This is a genomic window from Methylophaga thalassica, from assembly GCF_030159795.1.
In the GTDB taxonomy this organism is placed as follows: domain Bacteria; phylum Pseudomonadota; class Gammaproteobacteria; order Nitrosococcales; family Methylophagaceae; genus Methylophaga; species Methylophaga thalassica.
On record NZ_BSND01000004.1, the window covers coordinates 464,086 to 481,173 of the forward strand.

A 17,088-nucleotide genomic window follows, 5' to 3' on the forward strand; every position below is an offset into this window, starting at 1 on the left:
GCGATAAACGCAGCAAGTCACTCAATTAGCGAACGAGAAAGAACGCAGCTAACGCAAAAAGAAATAGTGAAAATAAACGACTCAGGATATGGCTTGGTAACGTCTTGGCTAATTTTGCGCCAATCGGTGCAACCCAGACACTGGTGGCAATAATCCCTAAAAAGGCTTGCCAGTGAACAAAGCCGCTCTGCCACTGCCCATCAACATGTTCGAGTTGGGATCCAATCAATATGTAGCCAGCGGCCCCACTTAAGGCAATAGGCAAACCACACGCCGCCGCAGTTCCCACCGCACGTTGCATAGAAAGTCCACTCATCACCAGGTATGGCACAACCAGTGAACCACCACCAATTCCAACCATAGCGGAGACAATACCAGTAATTAAACCAGCAGAAAAAATACTCGGGGCTGCTAAAAACTTAGTTGAGACAGATTTAGGTGGCGGCAACCACATTTTTACTGCTACCAACAAAGCAAATACCCCAAACCATATCTTTAAAATATGGCTAGGCATGGAACTAGCAATATAGGCCCCGGCAAAGCTACCTAATACAAGGCTTGGTGCCAGCTTTTTCACCAAGTGCCATTGCGTTGTTTCATATTTGTGGTGAGCTAACATAGAGGAGATTGAGGTAACACTAATCGTCATTAATGAAGTAGCAATAGCCACATGAATCGCAATGTCAGATGACATACCCTGCCAGCCAAAAACCAGCATAAGAATAGGCACAATGATCAGTCCGCCACCGATACCAAACAAACCGGCCAGTAAACCAGACACCAAACCTGCAATTAGATAGCCAATCCATTCTGCCATAAAGGGTACTCTCTATTTCGTTCCAACTGGGCAAATCAATAAGATAAGTCTTTGACTTTACTTGAATATGTCAGGCGCGTATAAAAGGTAGAAAAACCATAATAAACGTGTTTCACGCCCACAGTTCGTAATGAAGAGAGGGAATTCTATGGCATCGCTCAGCTATGTTCCAATCATTCTTGGTATTTTCGGTTTACTTTGTGCTTTATTTCTTTATATCTCAATCCTGAAAAAACCTGCTGGGACAGGTAAAGTCGTTGATATCGGTGATCAGATTCATCTGGGAGCCATGGTCTTTATGAAAGCAGAATATTCGCGGTTAGCGATTTTTTGCTTATTGTGTATCTTAGCGTTGGGGTTCTCTAATTTAGGTTGGCCAAGTGCGTTTGCATTTTTTATTGGCTCTATGTGCTCCGCCTGCGCCGGATTCATCGGCATGTATGCCTCCACCAAAGCCAATGTCAGAACAGCGGTTGCCGCACAGAATCAAGGTACCTCAGCCGCTTTATCCGTTGCTTTCTCCGGTGGTTCAATCATGGGACTCACTGTGGCAGCCATGGGCTTACTGGGTTTAGGCTTTCTCTACCTGCTGTATGGTCATGATCCCCAGACCACACACATTATTCATGGCTTTGGCATGGGTGCTTCTTCAGTCGCCTTATTTTCAAGAGTGGGCGGTGGCATCTATACCAAGTCGGCTGATGTCGGTGCTGACTTAGTTGGCAAGGTCGAAGCCGGTATCCCCGAAGATGATCCCCGTAATCCTGGGGTTATTGCTGACAACGTGGGCGACAATGTTGGGGATGTTGCAGGTATGGGCTCCGATATTTTTGAATCCTACTGCGGTGCCATTATTGCCAGTATTACGATTGCCTCCACCATGGGGCTTGTTGCCGTCAATCAACTAGCCAGTGAAAAATCTACACTGATGTTTCTGCCACTGGCGTTGGCATCTGTAGGGCTTATTTGCTCGATATTGGGCATTCTCAGTGTAAAGCTATTTTCACAACAAGCCCCGAGTGTTGCATTAAGAATCGGTACCATTGGCGCATCACTTCTTTTTATAGTTACTGCCTGGTGGTTAATTGGACTGATGGGCGGTGCTGGGGAGTTATGGATTGCCGTGTTATCCGGTGCACTGGGTGGCATCATTATTGGTTTGGTGACCGAGTATTACACAGGTGGTGCCCCCATAAAGAAATTGGCAGCAAGTGGTGAAACCGGCCCTGCCACCATTATGATTTCCGGACTCGCCTTAGGCATGCAATCTGTCGCTATCCCTGTTATCACCATTGCCGCGATTATTTTTTCAGCCAGTTATGTTGCCGGGCTTTATGGTGTCGCTATTGCTGCGGTTGGTATGCTGGCAACGGTGGGTATTACTATGGCGATTGATGCTTATGGTCCGGTTGCCGACAATGCAGGCGGTATTGCTGAAATGGCGGAAATGGGTAAAAAAACCCGGGATATTACTGACTCACTTGATGAGCTGGGTAATACCACAGCCGCCATCGGTAAAGGCTTTGCCATAGGGGCTGCAGCACTAGCTGCATTGGCCATTATCAGTGCTTATATTGAAACGATCAGCCATGGTGACAGCAACTTTGTTTTATTGTTAAACAACCCGTTGGTGCTGATGGGCATGTTCCTGGGCGGGATATTCCCATTTTTAGTCAGCGCGCTGACCATGACCGCTGTCGGTGATGCTGCCTTTGACATGATTCGAGAGATTCGTCGTCAGTTTAAAGAGATTCCAGGCTTATTAGAGGGAACGGCTAAGCCCGATACCGCCCGCTGTGTTGATATCGCTACCAAAGCCGCTTTGAATAAGATGATATTACCTGGATTATTAGCCGTATTAGCTCCTGTAGTCGTTGGCTTTGGACTGGGTCCACAAGCTCTGGGTGGCATGTTGGCTGGCGCACTTATCTGTTGTGTCATGATGGCGCTGATGATGGCTAACGCCGGTGGTGCATGGGATAATGCAAAAAAATATATCGAGAAAGGCAATCATGGCGGTAAAGGCTCTGAAATACATAAAGCCGCAGTGGTTGGTGACACAGTGGGAGATCCATTAAAAGATACATCCGGCCCAGCCATGAACATTCTGATTAATGTGATGGCCATCGTTAGTCTGGTTATCGCCCCACTTCTCTGAACTTACATTTAATAAACTTCACAGAGGCCACATGATGTGGCCTTTTTATTTTTCGGGTACAGCATTGAAAAAAGCACTTTCACATCAACAAATTTGGGCCATAGCCGGACCGATGATTCTGGCAAATTTGTCCACACCCATACTTGGCTTAGTTGATACAGCTGTAATGGGCCACCTCAACTCCCCCATCTATCTTGGTGCTGTCGCACTCGGCAGTATGGTGTTTACCTTTCTGTTCTGGGGTTTTGGTTTCCTGCGTATGGTCACAACCGGCCTGACTTCTCAGGTCAATGGTCATGGCAGCCAACAGGAAACAGAGTCCGTGTTAATCCGGTCGGCACTGTTAGCTTCGGGTATCGCGTTGTTGTTACTTTTATTGCAATGGCCGATTGCCAAGATTGCTTTCAGCTTAATTGATGGCAGTGCCGAAGTCTTATTACAGGCCCAGCAGTATTTTTTTGTTCGTATCTGGAGCGCACCAGCCACCTTACTTAATTACGCCATTATGGGTTGGCTGATTGGCATTAGTGCCTCACGCTCAGCCTTAGCGATGGCAGTTGTGATTAATATCACCAATATTGTGTTGGATCTGTTGTTTGTGAATGTGCTGGAAATGAAAGCAGATGGTGTGGCTTTAGCCTCGGTTATTGCAGAATTAAGCGGCTTAATATTTGCGCTATTTCTATTAACCCGAAGAGGATTTCAGTGGCAAAGCATTGATATTCCACAGGCAATAAAGCGATTTATAAAAGAGCGACACCAGCTAGCCTTACATGGCAATTTTATGCTGAGAACCTTATGTTTAATTTTCAGTTTTGCCTTTTTCACCAATCAGGGTGCTCAACATGGTGATGTCGTTCTGGCTGCGAATATGGTTTTGCTCAATTTTATTACCTTTATGGCCTATGTCCTGGATGGTTTTGCCAATGCTACCGAAGTGATGACAGGTAAGGCTGTTGGCCGTAAAGACAAAGATATGTTGAAAGCCAGTCTTCTTATGAATGGACAATGGGCGCTAGCAGTCGCCGCTTTATTTAGTCTTATGTATGGCTTATTTCACCAACAGATTGTCAGTATGCTTACCGATATACCGGCTGTTGCAACACTAGCGGAGCAATATAGTACCTGGGTTATTATTGCGCCGTTGCTTGCTGTTTGGTCCTATTTATTTGATGGTTTATTTGTCGGCGCGACACTTGGCAAAGAAATGAGAAATGCCATGCTGTTTTCGGTCTTTGTCTGTTTTTTACCCAGTTGGTATTTCTTTCAAGACTATGGAAATCATGGCTTATGGGCAGCCTTGATGGTACTTTTTATTGCCAGAGCCATCTCTCAAGCTGCCTATCTGCCCGGTATATTCCAGCGCATAGCCCTTAAAAAATGATTTATCCGGCTAGCAAATCAAACTTTCGCGGTTGCCCGGTGAATGGGCAAATAAACGCCAGATAATAAGCACTGAGTTGCAGATTTTCTGTGGTTTTACGCTGACCATAAAGTCGGTCACCAATCACTGGAAACCCTAGGCTTGCTGCATGCCGACGGATCTGATGTTTACGGCCTGTTTCAATCGACACATCTAACAAACTCTGTTCTTTGACTGGATCGTACTGCATAAAAACGAAATGGCTACGAGCGTGTCTGCCGTCAATCGGCAGATCAACAGTAATAGGCTTGTCGCTTGTTGCTGCTGCTGAAAACTCGCCTTCCACCCAGATTCGATAGCGCTTATCAATATCTCGTTGTTGAAATAAAGCCGATAATTTTGCTGCTGCCTGTTTTTCATGAGCAATCACAATTAAACCATTAGCGGCCCGATCCAGGCGATGCACGACGAAAGCATTACGTTGAGGTTTGAGTTCTTGCTCGGCCCAGCGTGTGACGGTGCAGTGATCGCCCCATTTCGATCCTTGGGATAATACACCGTAGGGTTTATTCCAGACGCTGTAATGGCCAAAGTCGGCCATCAGCTCAGGCGGTGTCATTTCACGTTCTAACACGACTTTGTCGTAGTAGAGATGCAAGGTTTCACCCGCTTTTAATAAACGCTTGGCTCGGCGCAAGCGTTGTGTTCTTTTGCCGACACTGACCCACACCGCTCCCTTAAGCATAATACGTTTTAAATGTTGCTTAGAAAGCGCACAGGCATCAGCTAATAGATCAACGGCATTAGTCCCTGATTTTTCAACAGGTAAATGAATTTCAAAACGATCAGTGTGATAAGACATTTTATGATGGCTGGCTTTGGCGTAGAATTAACGTAGTTTAGAGCCTTGGTGTATGTAATGTTAAGAGATAATCTCAAATTCAGTCTGATTATACTGTCTGCGACCGTTGCTGGCACCGCCAGCGCTGATGTGTATAAGTGGGTCGATGAACAGGGACAGGTTCACTACAGTCAGCAAGCTCCCGAATCTGCTCCCGCAGAATTGATCAAAACACCACCGCCACCCTCTGTCGATCCAGCTCAAGCCCAGAGAGAAGTCGATGCCTTGATTGCTCAACAAAAAGCGGCTGAACAGGAAAAGCAACAAGCACAACAACAGGCAGAGCAAAAAGCAGAACAAGAAGCAGCACTTGAAAAACAATGTCAGGATGCCAAAGACGCACTTACCGCCTATCAAAACCATCCGGGCGGACGATTTTATGATGAAAATGGCAACTTACAACGCATCAAAGAAGAAGATCGTCAACAGAAAATACAAGAATTGAGCAACAATATTAAACAACACTGTCAATAAGGAGAAGCAAAATGCCATACCTTAATATTACGACTAATCAAGAAGTTAAAGATAAAACGCAGTTTATTAAAAAGACAAGTGAAACCGTTGCTAAAGCGTCAGGTAAACCTGAAAGCTATGTCATGATTGTGCTGAATGACAACGCCAATATGTCATTTGGTGGCAGTGATGCGCCTGCGGCGATGCTTGATTATCGAGCTCTCGGCTTACCCGGTGATCGTCAGGCCTTCTCGGATACCTTATGTACACTCATCAGTGAGAACCTAAAAGTTGAAGGTGGTCGTATCTATATCAGCATGACTGACTCAGAGCGACAAAACTGGGGTTGGAATCACAGTACATTTTAAGTTTTATCCTTAACTCATAGCCTCAGGGCGAACCAATTATCATTACAGGAAAAATAAAAACACATGCGCGCCTCTAACCTGCTTATTTCCACTTTAAAAGAGACACCAGCAGACGCAGAAATTGTCAGCCATCAATTAATGCTCCGTGCCGGCCTTATCCGTCGTCTGGCATCGGGCTTGTATACATGGCTGCCAATGGGACTCAAAGTACTCAGAAAAACAGAAGCGATCGTCCGCGAAGAAATGGATAGAGCTGGCGCGCAGGAAGTATTAATGCCCTCGGTACAACCGGCTGAACTGTGGCAAGAAAGTCAACGTTGGGAGAAATATGGCCCTGAATTATTGCGCATCACTGATCGCCACCAGCGTGAGTTTTGCTATGGACCGACCCATGAAGAAGTGATCACCGATCTGGTACGTCAGGAAATTCGTAGTTACAAACAGTTACCAGTGAATTTTTACCAAATTCAGACCAAATTTCGTGATGAAATTCGCCCACGCTTTGGTTTAATGCGTGCTCGTGAATTCCTCATGAAAGATGCTTATTCATTCCATCTGGATCAAGCTTCTTTACAAGAAACCTATGACAATATGTATGCGACATATTCTCGGATTTTCAGTCGTATCGGTTTGGAGTTCCGCGCTGTTCAGGCAGACACCGGTAGTATTGGTGGTAATGCCTCACATGAGTTTCATGTGTTAGCCAGTTCAGGTGAAGATGCTATCGCTTTTAGTGATAAAAGTGATTACGCCGCCAATGTTGAGTTAGCAGAAGCCATAGCGCCACAAGGTGAACGTGCAGCAGCTACTGAAACTATGACTGTGGTTGAAACACCCGCTAAGCATACTATTGATGATGTCAGTCAGTATCTCAACAAACCAGCTTCACAATGTCTGAAAACCTTATTGGTAGAGGGTGTAAAAGAAGGTTCAGTTGTTGCACTCGTTGTTCGTGGAGATCATGAGCTTAACGAGATTAAAGCTGAAAAACACCCTCTGGTAGCCGCACCACTCACCTTCGTCACACCAGAAAAAGTACTTGAAATCAGCCATGCTAATATCGGTTCGGTAGGCCCTGTTGGTTTAACTATTCCTGTCATCGTTGATCATGCTGCCGCTTTTGTCAGCGACTTTGTTTGTGGTGCGAATCAGGATGACAAACATTTAACTGGCGTAAACTGGGGCCGCGATTTACCTGAACCAGAAACCGCAGATTTGCGTAAAGTTATGGCAGGCGATCCTAGTCCAGATGGTCAAGGCCATTTAGAAATCGCCCGGGGTATTGAAGTCGGGCATATCTTCCAGCTCGGCGAAAATTACAGCAGCAAATTAAATGCGGTTGTGTTGACAGAATCCGGCAAATCACAAATCGTTACTATGGGTTGTTATGGTATTGGTGTATCCCGTGTTGTCGCCGCAGCCATTGAGCAAAATCATGATGATCGCGGCATTATCTGGCCGGAATCGATTGCACCTTATCAAGTCGTGTTAGTGCCTGTTAACGCTCACAAATCAGTAAGAGTTAAAGAAAAAGCTGAAGAGGTCTACCAACAACTGCTTGCAGCAGGTGTGGATGTGTTACTTGATGACCGTGGTTTGCGTCCTGGTGTTGCCTTTGCTGATATGGAACTGATTGGTATTCCACACCGCTTAATCCTGGGTGAACGCGGTCTGGATAATGGCATGATTGAATACAAAAACCGTCGTAGCGGTGATGGCGAAGAGTTTGCGATTGATGATGTGGTCAATATCATCAAACAAAAATTGAGCTGAGGTTTAATGCATGACGACAGTCATTAAAGAGACTGACTTTATCGACAGTATTGCAGACGCCCTGCAGTTCATTGCCTGTTATCATCCAAAAGATTTTATTCAGGCAATGAGCGCGGCTTATGAGCGCGAGCAATCCGTCGCTGCAAAAGACGCTATTGCACAAATTCTGTTGAACTCCAGAATGTGTGCAGAAAATAACCGTCCTATCTGTCAGGACACCGGCATTGTTAATGTCTTTATCAAAGTCGGTATGGATGTGCAGTGGCAGACCACAAAAAGTCTGAATGATATGGTCAATGAAGGCGTCCGTCGCGCTTATCTTCACCCTGACAACGTTTTACGAGCCTCCATTGTGTCTGACCCTATTGGTTTACGCAAAAATACCGGAGATAACACCCCAGCGGTTATTCATACCGAAATAGTCATGGGTGATACCGTTGAAGTCTTAATTGCGGCAAAAGGTGGTGGCTCAGAAAACAAAGCCAAATTCACCATTCTAAATCCAAGTGACAATCTGGTTGATTGGGTATTAAAAACGGTGCCGACCATGGGAGCTGGCTGGTGCCCGCCGGGCATGTTAGGTATTGGCATTGGTGGTACAGCAGAAAAAGCGATGCTGATGGCCAAAGAGTCATTAATGCATCCTATCGATATACAAGAATTAATCGATCGCGGTGCCGAAACGGCCACAGAGAAACTTCGTGTTGAACTTTATGAAAAAGTCAATCAGCTGGGTATTGGTGCCCAGGGCCTGGGTGGTTTAACCACTGTTCTGGATGTCAAAATCAGTGATTACCCAACACATGCTGCTTCATTACCTGTCGCCATGATTCCAAATTGTGCCGCCAGCCGTCATATTCATTTTAGTTTAGACGGAACAGGACCGGCAGAATTTGAGCCACCCTCCATGGATGACTGGCCAGATATTACCTGGAAAGCTGCGGAAAATACCCGCCATGTTAATTTGGATGATATAACCGCTAAAGACATAGCGGAATGGCAACCCGGAGAAACACTATTATTGTCAGGGCATTTATTAACAGGACGTGATGCGGCGCACAAAAAAATCGCTGATTTACTGAATAATGGTGAATCTCTGCCAGAAGGACTCGATTTTAATAACCGCTTTATCTACTACGTCGGTCCAGTTGATCCGGTTCAAGGTGAAGTTGTTGGCCCTGCAGGTCCGACAACCGCGACCCGAATGGATAAATTTACCGATATGATGCTTGAAAAGACGGGTTTATTAGGCATGATTGGTAAAGCTGAGCGTGGAGATGAAACTATTGCCTCCATCAAAAAACATCATTCGGTCTATCTGATTGCCATCGGTGGTGCAGCGTATTTAGTTTCAAAAGCGATTAAGTCATCACGGATGGTGGCATTTGAAGAACTGGGAATGGAAGCCATTCGTGAGTTTTACGTAGAAAATATGCCGGTTACTGTGGCAGTAGATAGTGAAGGTCATTCGGTACACAAAACAGGTCCGAGTGAATGGAAAATTAAAATTGCCGATATACCGATAAACAATAATTGATATTACATTCAAAGAGAGCTTAGCTATGATGATTGCATTACCTTTACACCTGTTAGCCGCTGTCATTTGGCTGGGTGGTATGTTTTTCGCCTATACCGCTCTTCGGCCTGCAGCAGTTGAATTACTGACGCAAGAACAACGCCTCCCTTTGTGGGCTGGTGTATTAAAAACCTTTTTCAACTGGGTATGGCTTTCTATCATCACCTTGCTGGTCACTGGTGGTTGGATGATTCCTTTATTAGGCGGCATGGGCGGCGTTGATGGTGTCGGTATTCATGTACATATTATGTTACTAATCGGCATTTTTATGATGCTCATTTTTATGCATGTGTTTTTTAATCCATTCAAAAAGCTTAAATGGGCTGTGGCCGAACATGACTGGATTGCCGCAGGCACGGCATTAACTCAAATACGCAAACTGGTTCTGCTTAATCTAATCTTAGGCATTATTACTATTCTGATAGCCAGCTCTGGACGTTACTGGTTAAGTTAATCATGAATACGCTGATGAAATGGTGTTTGCTCAGTCTGACAGTGATGCATAGTCAGCTGGCACCGGCAGATACCATTCAGCGAATTCAAAACCCGGATGGATCGGTTGAATTCAGTAATGTCAGGCAAGCCACATCGCAAACTGTCATTTATAAATCACAAACCGGTGAAGGCTTTGTTTTTTCAGATCAAAAACCCGCACATGGTCATTTTGAAATTCTAAAATACAGCTGTTATGCCTGTAACCCCTCATCAAAAATCAACTGGCATACCATTAAACTGGATTTTGCCTCCTATGCTGACGAAGTAAAACGTTATGCCAAAAAATATAATGTTGATGCCGCCTTGGTAAGAGCAGTTATTCATGCGGAATCGGCGTTCAATCAAAAAGCGATTTCCAGAACAGGTGCTCAAGGCTTGATGCAATTAATGCCAGACACAGCCAAAGACTTAGGTGTTGATAAGCCTTTTAATGTCGAACAAAACATAGAAGGCGGTGTTAAATATCTGGCTGAGCTGCTATCTTTATTCAAGGGCGATACTCGCCTTGCCACAGCTGCTTATAATGCAGGACCTAATGCCGTGAAAAAATATAACGATGTTCCCCCTTACTCCGAGACAAAAGTTTATGTAGAACGTGTGAGCATTTTGCATCAACGTTATCAACATGAAAGTTAGAAAAACAAAAAAATGGCTGGCTGAAAACGACCATTTAATCCACGCTACTATGCAGAAAGTATCTTCTCATGTTCAACGTGAAGAAGGTGAATGGGTGTTGAATACCGTGACGATTGAAGGTCAGGATGTTCCCTATAAATACAAGCGTCAACGCCGATATAAATCACTAAAAGGGGCGCGGGTAGATATTGTCTATTACCCGGATAAAGAAGTCATTGCCCGTATGACTTTCGAGTACATGAAAGTGGTTAAGATTTCCCTATCCTGATACCGGTACACGCAGCGTCATCACCCCGTTACGCTGGGTGATATCCAGATGTTTCATAAAACTCATCCCCAATAAAACCACACCATCGGTCATATGCGGGTTGATACTGGCATCGACATGATTCAAGGTAATACCACCAAGACGCACCGCATCGACATCAGTCTGAAAGACAGGCACAACACCATTAGCTGTTGATACCATGGACGTAGGTCCTTTTTTCAAGCCGGCCGCTTCCGCAATGGCGGCAGGGATACTGACATTGGTAGCTCCGGTATCCAGCAGGAAATTCACAGGATGTCCATTAATATAACCTGGTGCCAGATAATGTCCGTCACGATTGCGTTTTAAAGTCACCTCACCCGTGCCTGAATTTGCTGCCATTAATGCTTGATTAGGGTTATCGCGCTGCTGAATATAGCCATTAAAGAATAAGGTGAGTGACCCCATTAAAAACAACCAGAATAATATCGTCACGATATTTCCAGAAAACAATTTTGATATATCAGGTGCACTCATCCCCTGCTCTTCCTTCTATGTTTTATCACCATAGTATAAACAACCATGACAATCAGACTAATGCTTGATATGGTGGCGCCATCTTAATAATTCAATTAGAGGTGTGTCATTAATACGATCAGTATTTTCGGCAGTGGTTGGTTAGGTTTGAGATTAGCAAGACATTTGCGCTCAGCTGACACTCATATCAAACTCTCAACGCGCCAAACAGAAAAGCAATCAATATTAAGAGATGAAGGGTTTGATGTCTATCAGATCGACATTGAAACACCTGCCGATTTTAGCCAGTTCCTGAACGCTGACACCCTGATTGTTAATATTACTAATAAAAATAAAGACGCTTTTGAAAATTTCATTAATCAGATTGAAAACAGCCCTATCAAACAGGTGTTATTTATCAGCTCCAGTTCGGTTTACCAAAACACCAATGACTGGGTCAAAGAAGAGCATCAGTTTGAAAATGAGGATAGCATTCTGTGGCAAATAGAATCGCTGTTTAGACAATCTTCGCACTTTGCCACCAGCATTATTCGTTTCAGCGGATTAATCGGACCAGAGCGTCATCCAGGCCGTTTTTTCAGACATGGAAAACAGGTTCAGCAGGCAGATGCCCCCGTTAACTTAATTCATCTTGATGACTGCATAGGAATTATTGAGCAAGTATTGAAACAACACGTCTGGGGAGAAGTTATCAATGGTTGCGCAGACACACATCCAAGCAAAAAAGTCTTTTATGCACGTGCTGCTGCATTATTAAACCAGCCAGTACCGAGCTTTAATCAGGCTAACTCCCTATCCTACAAAATCGTCAGTAACGATAAAGCCAAATCATTACTGTCCTATCAATTTCAGTATCCAGATTTAATGGCCATTCCCGCTAACGCTTATGAATAATTATTTATGCCCCTGTCTCAGCCAGCTTTCTTATAGTGAGTGCTGTGAACCTCTCCATAAAAAACAACAAGGCGCGGAAAACGCTGCGCAATTGATGCGCTCGCGATACAGTGCTTTTTATTTAGCTGAGGTGGACTATTTAATCGCCACTCTGCACCCATCAAAACGTCGTATAGATGAGCGAGAACTTCTACAGAGCACGATCAATAACACGCAGTGGTTAGGGCTGAACGTACTGGATCACCAACAAAAAAATGAATTGGCCGAAGTGGAGTTCGTGGCGTTTTATCAGGATAATCCCGTGGGTCAGTTACACGAACGCTCTCGTTTTACCTGTGAAAGTGGTGAATGGTTCTACCATGATGGGATTCTTCTGCCCGCCATCAAGCTGGGCAGAAACGATCCCTGTTTCTGCGGCAGTGGAAAAAAACTAAAACGTTGTCACGGTTAATTATCACCCAGATAACGTTTTCTTTTAGCGGGTGTTAATTTATCTAAATCCACCATCACCAGACCATCAATACAGTGACCAAAATCAGCGTCGATATTAAAATCGATAAAGCGTACTCCCCCCTCTTCACAGACATCCGCATACTGTTTATATAGGGTAGGAACAGTCACATTCATATGAGTAAGCTGCTCACGCATCGCAGTAAAATCAGCCTCTGCATCGGTACCACAATAGGTTTGCAGTACTTGTTGTTGCAAACTCCGATCAGTGATGTATGGATTTTTCGCTATTGCTAAATGTTGGTCATCAGGGAAATAGTGCTGATAATAAGATACGATTAATGCCTTCGCGAAATCAGGATAGCTGTTTGACAGACTCACAGGCCCAAACAGATAGCGAATATCAGGATATCGTTTCAGATAAGCCCCAATGCCGTACCATAAGTAATCAAGACTACGTCTTCCCCAGTATTTCGGGCTGACAAAACTTCTACCCAGCTCAATGCCCTTTTCAAAAAAAGGCTGCATCGCATCGTGATCGTAGGTAAATAGCTCCTGACTATAAATTCCCCGGCTGCCAGCTTGTGACAGAATGTTGTTAACTTCACCAATTCGGTAAGCACCAGCGATTTCTAATTCGTTTTCATCCCATAGAATCAGATGCCGGTAATCGCGATCATAACGGTCGATATCGCGTCTTTTACCTGTGCCCTCACCGACCTGTCTAAACGTAAACTCGCGTAAGCGGCCTACCTCATGCATCACAGCTGAGTCAGGTTGATAGTCAAACAAATAAATCTTTTTATTATCGGCTGTCTGACCTAATAACTCGGCTGTTTGTAACTCACGTTTGATATTACGTCTGTCCTGGGGATGGGCGATGGTTTGTTCTGTGACAAATAACGGTTTTTTGCCTTTTGCCATACGATAAAGATGGCGACGTAATAATTTGGCTTTTTCTGCTTTCACCAGCGGGAGTTGGTCAACCTGTTTATAGGGAATAGGTTCTCCGACACGCATGGTGATGTTCTTCGAGTTTTTATTAAACATCTCATGCGCCAGCATCATGCCTGAAAGCGGCTTATAGACCATGGATGCACTGTAGAACAATGAAGAATTTCTGGCACCGACATAAATGGGCAAAATAGGCGCATTGGTTTTCTTGGCGAAGTTCAAGAACCCCGTATTCCATTTACCATCACGCACACCACTTGGACGAATACGCGACACTTCTCCGGCAGGGAAAACGATCACCGCTTCTTCATTATTCAGGCAATCAATAATGCGGGAAATACTGCTTTTTCGAGTCGATTTAGATAGATTATCTACGGGCAAAAATAAAGAATCGACCGCATTAAAATTCATCAGCATATCGTTAGCAACGATTTTTACATCACGGCGGACTTCACCCACTAGTTTTAATAATGACAAGCCGTCCAGAGCACCAAGGGGATGGTTTGCGACAATCACTACGCGTCCCGTTGCGGGAATATTATTGCGATCACGGTGACTGATGCTGTAACTGAAGTTGAAATAATCCAGCACCTGTTCGATAAAATCGAAGCCTTTTAAATCCTGATGCAAGTCCAGGAAACGATTTACTTCTTGCTCATGAGTAATCTTACGCAAAAAACTAATCGTCGATTTTTTTATCCATGGACGGGAATGTTCAAATTTAGGAAATTTTTGTTGAACAGCTTGTTCGATATTGAGCATGTTTTCTCTCTATGCTTGCAGATAGCATGCAAGCATAGAGAGAAGATGTGACAGCGTTATAACGTTTTAATGACGTTTTTGTGACGATTAATGATCGTCAGCGTGGGAGAAGTATAAGGCTAAGGAGATGAGACCAATACCGGCAGCTAGAGCCAGCAAATCAAGAGGTCCATGGAAGTCCATACTGATAGCATGTTCGAAAAAGTTAACGATCAGAATCATCAGAACAACACGACCTAAACGCGCTTTTAAATCATCTAAACTATGGATAGCTAATACTTTTGAGTTCTCACTCTCTTCTGCTTCTTCAATTTTGCTGATAAACAGCTCATACAAACCAAGAGAGAAGATAAATAAAACCGTGGCTAATAGATAACCATCAATCACTTCAACCACATGTGTCACGGTTTCAGCACGAAAGTCTTGCCGTGCTTCACCAATGAGATCAGGCGACATATAAAGCCCCAGATGGGTGACTAAATAATACACATCAACGGTTGCCATATAGAACATTGCTAATGCAGTTATCAGGCTGGCAATAACCGCCGTCAGAACAACAAAGCGGCTGTTCCAGAGCGCTTTCTCAAACAATCTTTCCATGGGAATTTAAACTCGTGTGTTTCTATGCAGCCTGAACAGGAATGGCGTGACGCATATGCGTAATATCGTTGTTTTCATCAAGATAAACCAAAGTAGGTTTGAAATTCTCGACTTCTTTGGCATCTAAGGTGACAAAAGCACAAATGATTAAACGATCACCCGGGGAAGCTTTGTGCGCAGCGGCACCATTGACAGAGATAATATTTGAGCCATCCTCAGCGCGAATCGCATAAGTGGTAAAGCGTTCGCCATTAGCGACGTTATAAATCTGGATTTGCTCATATTCGTGAATACCGGCCGCTTCCAGTAACTTTCCATCAATTGCACACGAGCCCTCGTATTCCAGTTCGGAATGAGTGACGCAAGCACGATGTAATTTTGCTTTTAAAAAGGTCAGTTGCATAGCCAGAATGTTCTTATGAAATAGCTCAATATTATCGCTTTTTAAGAAAAATCAGGCAAGGTCACAAGCAATATTATCTATCAGCCTGACACTACCGAGCCGTGCAGCAGCAAGAATGCGAAGCTGTTTGTCGTTAGCATTGGCCAGTTCTAAATCTTCTGCGCGGCGAATATCGACATATTCAGGTTCTAAACCTGCTTCTTGTAATTGCTGTTTTGCTTGTCCGCACAGCAAAGAAAAATCGGTCTCGCCCTGCTCTTCAATCGCGTGTTTAGTGGCGAGCAGTGTTTTATATAAAGACGGCGCCTGCACTAACTGTTTCTGAGTTAATAAGGTATTTCTGGAACTCATTGCCAGCCCGCTATCCTGCCGTTTTGTAGGTACGCCAATCACATCTACCGTTAAGTTCAAATCAGCGACCAGCTTTTTGATTAACATTAATTGCTGATAATCTTTTTCGCCAAAAATCGCAATATCCGGCTGAACCATATTGAATAATTTTGTCACAACGGTTGCCACGCCATCAAAATGTCCAGGACGACCTTTACCACATAATTTATCATCAAACCCAGGCACAATGACTTTTGTTAGTGACGCCATACCATTCGGATAGATCATCTCTTCTGTCGGCGTAAAAATAAGCTCACAATCCAGCTCGCTCAGCAATTGAACATCGTCATTCAATGTGCGCGGGTAATTCGTCAAATCCTGTTGATCATTGAACTGTAACGGGTTAACAAAAATACTCACCACAACCCGGTCTGCCAGTTCACGTGCTTTTTGTACTAGCGACAGATGCCCTTCATGCAGATTTCCCATCGTCGGAACAAAAGCAATCACTTCATTTTGCTGTCGCCAGCTTTTAATACGTGTTTTTAATGCACTCAGGTTTTCTGCAATCGCCATTAGAATTGCTGCTCCGCATTTGGAAACGCACCAGATTTCACTGATTTCACGTAGGAGGCAATGGCCGATTGTATTGAGCCTGTATCAGCTAAAAAGTCATGACTGAAGCGTGGACGTTTTCCAGGCGTTAAGCCCAGCATGTCATATACCACCAGCACTTGACCATCACAGTCACTGCCTGCACCAATACCGATAACAGGAATATCCAATTGTTTACTGACTACCGCACCTAAGGTCGCCGGTACACATTCCAACACCAACATATCTGCTCCAGCTTCTTGCAAACTGATAGCATCGGCAATCAATTCTTCAGCCGCCGCTGTCTCACGACCCTGCACAATATAACCACCTAAGCGGTGAACTGATTGAGGTAATAAGCCCAGGTGTCCACAAACAGGGATACCCCGGGCCGTGAGTTGTTTCACTGTCTCAATAATGACCGCCCCGCCTTCAAGTTTGACCATCTGCGCGCCACCTTCGGCCATTAGTCGTGCGGCGTTTTTGATAGCTTGGTCTGGATTGGCATAACTCATAAATGGCATATCAGCAATAACGAATAATTTATCGCTGCCACGGATAACATTGGCTGTGTGATAAATAATATCGTCAACACTGACAGGAACAGTACTTTCCTGGCCCTGGATCACCATACCCAGCGAATCACCTACCAGCAGAACATCGACACCGGCTTGCTCAAGCGCATAACTGAAACTGGCATCATATGCTGTCAGAACAGCGATTTTTTCCTGCGCCACTTTCATTTGACGCAGATGTTTAAGGCTAATACGGCTCATG

19 protein-coding genes are annotated in these 17,088 nt (G+C 44.4%); 11 read left to right on the forward strand and 8 right to left on the reverse strand.

The window, feature by feature from the left end:
• Nucleotides 1-25 precede the first annotated feature (25 nt).
• Nucleotides 26-817, reverse strand: a complete 792-nt coding sequence (locus tag QQL60_RS07050; protein ID WP_284450887.1) for a sulfite exporter TauE/SafE family protein — start codon at nucleotides 815-817, stop codon at nucleotides 26-28.
• Nucleotides 818-965: 148 nt separating this feature from the next.
• On the opposite strand from QQL60_RS07050, the gene QQL60_RS07055 reads away from it, so the two are divergent.
• Both QQL60_RS07055 and QQL60_RS07060 read left to right on the forward strand, forming a co-directional pair.
• Nucleotides 966-2,975, forward strand: a complete 2,010-nt coding sequence (locus tag QQL60_RS07055; protein ID WP_284722875.1) for a sodium-translocating pyrophosphatase — start codon at nucleotides 966-968, stop codon at nucleotides 2,973-2,975.
• A gap of 31 nt (nucleotides 2,976-3,006) precedes the next feature.
• Nucleotides 3,007-4,359: an MATE family efflux transporter gene (locus QQL60_RS07060; RefSeq protein ID WP_284722876.1), complete on the forward strand. Its 1,353-nt coding sequence runs from the start codon at nucleotides 3,007-3,009 to the stop codon at nucleotides 4,357-4,359.
• 1 nt (nucleotide 4,360) lies between these two features.
• Here the strand turns inward: QQL60_RS07060 and QQL60_RS07065 are convergent, their stop codons facing one another.
• Nucleotides 4,361-5,200 carry an RluA family pseudouridine synthase gene (locus QQL60_RS07065; protein ID WP_284722877.1) on the reverse strand — a complete coding sequence of 280 codons (840 nt, stop codon included), beginning with the start codon at nucleotides 5,198-5,200 and terminating at the stop codon, nucleotides 4,361-4,363.
• Between the two features lie 57 nt (nucleotides 5,201-5,257).
• On the opposite strand from QQL60_RS07065, the gene QQL60_RS07070 reads away from it, so the two are divergent.
• The 7 genes from QQL60_RS07070 to QQL60_RS07100 all read left to right on the forward strand — a co-directional run bounded on the left by QQL60_RS07070 (nucleotide 5,258) and on the right by QQL60_RS07100 (nucleotide 10,808).
• The gene (locus tag QQL60_RS07070; RefSeq protein ID WP_284722878.1) at nucleotides 5,258-5,713 is read left to right on the forward strand and encodes a DUF4124 domain-containing protein; all 456 of its coding nucleotides are present in this window, start codon (nucleotides 5,258-5,260) and stop codon (nucleotides 5,711-5,713) included.
• Between the two features lie 11 nt (nucleotides 5,714-5,724).
• Nucleotides 5,725-6,060, forward strand: a complete 336-nt coding sequence (locus QQL60_RS07075; protein WP_284450890.1) for a phenylpyruvate tautomerase MIF-related protein — start codon at nucleotides 5,725-5,727, stop codon at nucleotides 6,058-6,060.
• 63 nt (nucleotides 6,061-6,123) lie between these two features.
• On the forward strand, nucleotides 6,124-7,833 hold the full coding sequence (locus QQL60_RS07080; protein ID WP_284722879.1) for a proline--tRNA ligase: 1,710 nt from the start codon (nucleotides 6,124-6,126) through the stop codon (nucleotides 7,831-7,833).
• Between the two features lie 10 nt (nucleotides 7,834-7,843).
• Nucleotides 7,844-9,370, forward strand: a complete 1,527-nt coding sequence (locus tag QQL60_RS07085) for a fumarate hydratase (protein ID WP_284722880.1) — start codon at nucleotides 7,844-7,846, stop codon at nucleotides 9,368-9,370.
• Nucleotides 9,371-9,395: 25 nt separating this feature from the next.
• Entirely contained in the window at nucleotides 9,396-9,863 is a 468-nt protein-coding gene (locus tag QQL60_RS07090) for a CopD family protein (protein ID WP_284722881.1), read from the forward strand.
• 2 nt (nucleotides 9,864-9,865) lie between these two features.
• Nucleotides 9,866-10,540, forward strand: coding sequence for a lytic transglycosylase domain-containing protein (locus tag QQL60_RS07095; protein ID WP_284722882.1), 675 nt, complete (start codon nucleotides 9,866-9,868; stop codon nucleotides 10,538-10,540).
• Nucleotides 10,530-10,808 carry a hypothetical protein gene (locus QQL60_RS07100; protein ID WP_007144727.1) on the forward strand — a complete coding sequence of 93 codons (279 nt, stop codon included), beginning with the start codon at nucleotides 10,530-10,532 and terminating at the stop codon, nucleotides 10,806-10,808. The genes QQL60_RS07095 and QQL60_RS07100 overlap by 11 nt, the downstream gene beginning before the upstream one ends.
• Here the strand turns inward: QQL60_RS07100 and QQL60_RS07105 are convergent.
• Nucleotides 10,800-11,282, reverse strand: coding sequence for a retropepsin-like aspartic protease family protein (locus QQL60_RS07105; RefSeq protein WP_284722883.1), 483 nt, complete (start codon nucleotides 11,280-11,282; stop codon nucleotides 10,800-10,802). The two genes, QQL60_RS07100 and QQL60_RS07105, sit on opposite strands and share 9 nt — an antisense overlap.
• Nucleotides 11,283-11,447: 165 nt before the next feature.
• On the opposite strand from QQL60_RS07105, the gene QQL60_RS07110 reads away from it, so the two are divergent.
• Both QQL60_RS07110 and QQL60_RS07115 read left to right on the forward strand, forming a co-directional pair.
• The gene (locus tag QQL60_RS07110) at nucleotides 11,448-12,218 is read left to right on the forward strand and encodes an NAD(P)H-binding protein (protein WP_284722902.1); all 771 of its coding nucleotides are present in this window, start codon (nucleotides 11,448-11,450) and stop codon (nucleotides 12,216-12,218) included.
• On the forward strand, nucleotides 12,211-12,669 hold the full coding sequence (locus QQL60_RS07115; RefSeq protein ID WP_284722884.1) for a YchJ family protein: 459 nt from the start codon (nucleotides 12,211-12,213) through the stop codon (nucleotides 12,667-12,669). Before QQL60_RS07110 ends, QQL60_RS07115 begins: the two co-directional genes overlap by 8 nt.
• Here QQL60_RS07115 and olsF read toward each other — a convergent pair.
• The 5 genes from olsF to panB form a co-directional block, all read right to left on the reverse strand.
• Nucleotides 12,666-14,384: a bifunctional ornithine lipid synthase OlsF gene (gene olsF, locus QQL60_RS07120; protein WP_284722885.1), complete on the reverse strand. Its 1,719-nt coding sequence runs from the start codon at nucleotides 14,382-14,384 to the stop codon at nucleotides 12,666-12,668. The genes QQL60_RS07115 and olsF overlap by 4 nt on opposite strands.
• Before the next feature lie 87 nt (nucleotides 14,385-14,471).
• A complete protein-coding gene (locus QQL60_RS07125; RefSeq protein WP_007144722.1) occupies nucleotides 14,472-14,984 on the reverse strand; it encodes a YqhA family protein in 513 nt (170 codons plus the stop codon).
• A 22-nt stretch (nucleotides 14,985-15,006) separates the two neighbouring features.
• The gene (panD, locus tag QQL60_RS07130) at nucleotides 15,007-15,387 is read right to left on the reverse strand and encodes an aspartate 1-decarboxylase (protein ID WP_007144721.1); all 381 of its coding nucleotides are present in this window, start codon (nucleotides 15,385-15,387) and stop codon (nucleotides 15,007-15,009) included.
• A 51-nt stretch (nucleotides 15,388-15,438) separates the two neighbouring features.
• Nucleotides 15,439-16,293: a pantoate--beta-alanine ligase gene (gene panC, locus QQL60_RS07135; RefSeq protein ID WP_284722886.1), complete on the reverse strand. Its 855-nt coding sequence runs from the start codon at nucleotides 16,291-16,293 to the stop codon at nucleotides 15,439-15,441.
• Complete coding sequence (panB, locus tag QQL60_RS07140; RefSeq protein ID WP_284722887.1) at nucleotides 16,293-17,087, reverse strand: 3-methyl-2-oxobutanoate hydroxymethyltransferase; 795 nt, start codon at nucleotides 17,085-17,087, stop codon at nucleotides 16,293-16,295. Before panB ends, panC begins: the two co-directional genes overlap by 1 nt.
• Between the last annotated feature and the right edge of the window lies 1 nt (nucleotide 17,088).

Bases quoted from the DNA above. Each gene is read 5' to 3' on its own strand.
- QQL60_RS07050 (WP_284450887.1), bottom strand. From the start codon at position 817: ATGGCAGAATGGATTGGCTATCTAATTGCAGGTTTGGTGTCTGGTTTA.
- QQL60_RS07055 (WP_284722875.1), top strand. From the start codon at position 966: ATGGCATCGCTCAGCTATGTTCCAATCATTCTTGGTATTTTCGGTTTA.
- QQL60_RS07060 (WP_284722876.1), top strand. From the start codon at position 3,007: ATGATGTGGCCTTTTTATTTTTCGGGTACAGCATTGAAAAAAGCACTT.
- QQL60_RS07065 (WP_284722877.1), bottom strand. From the start codon at position 5,200: ATGTCTTATCACACTGATCGTTTTGAAATTCATTTACCTGTTGAAAAA.
- QQL60_RS07070 (WP_284722878.1), top strand. From the start codon at position 5,258: ATGTTAAGAGATAATCTCAAATTCAGTCTGATTATACTGTCTGCGACC.
- QQL60_RS07075 (WP_284450890.1), top strand. From the start codon at position 5,725: ATGCCATACCTTAATATTACGACTAATCAAGAAGTTAAAGATAAAACG.
- QQL60_RS07080 (WP_284722879.1), top strand. From the start codon at position 6,124: ATGCGCGCCTCTAACCTGCTTATTTCCACTTTAAAAGAGACACCAGCA.
- QQL60_RS07085 (WP_284722880.1), top strand. From the start codon at position 7,844: ATGACGACAGTCATTAAAGAGACTGACTTTATCGACAGTATTGCAGAC.
- QQL60_RS07090 (WP_284722881.1), top strand. From the start codon at position 9,396: ATGATGATTGCATTACCTTTACACCTGTTAGCCGCTGTCATTTGGCTG.
- QQL60_RS07095 (WP_284722882.1), top strand. From the start codon at position 9,866: ATGAATACGCTGATGAAATGGTGTTTGCTCAGTCTGACAGTGATGCAT.
- QQL60_RS07100 (WP_007144727.1), top strand. From the start codon at position 10,530: ATGAAAGTTAGAAAAACAAAAAAATGGCTGGCTGAAAACGACCATTTA.
- QQL60_RS07115 (WP_284722884.1), top strand. From the start codon at position 12,211: ATGAATAATTATTTATGCCCCTGTCTCAGCCAGCTTTCTTATAGTGAG.
- olsF (WP_284722885.1), bottom strand. From the start codon at position 14,384: ATGCTCAATATCGAACAAGCTGTTCAACAAAAATTTCCTAAATTTGAA.
- QQL60_RS07125 (WP_007144722.1), bottom strand. From the start codon at position 14,984: ATGGAAAGATTGTTTGAGAAAGCGCTCTGGAACAGCCGCTTTGTTGTT.
- panD (WP_007144721.1), bottom strand. From the start codon at position 15,387: ATGCAACTGACCTTTTTAAAAGCAAAATTACATCGTGCTTGCGTCACT.
- panC (WP_284722886.1), bottom strand. From the start codon at position 16,293: ATGGCGATTGCAGAAAACCTGAGTGCATTAAAAACACGTATTAAAAGC.
- panB (WP_284722887.1), bottom strand. From the start codon at position 17,087: ATGAGCCGTATTAGCCTTAAACATCTGCGTCAAATGAAAGTGGCGCAG.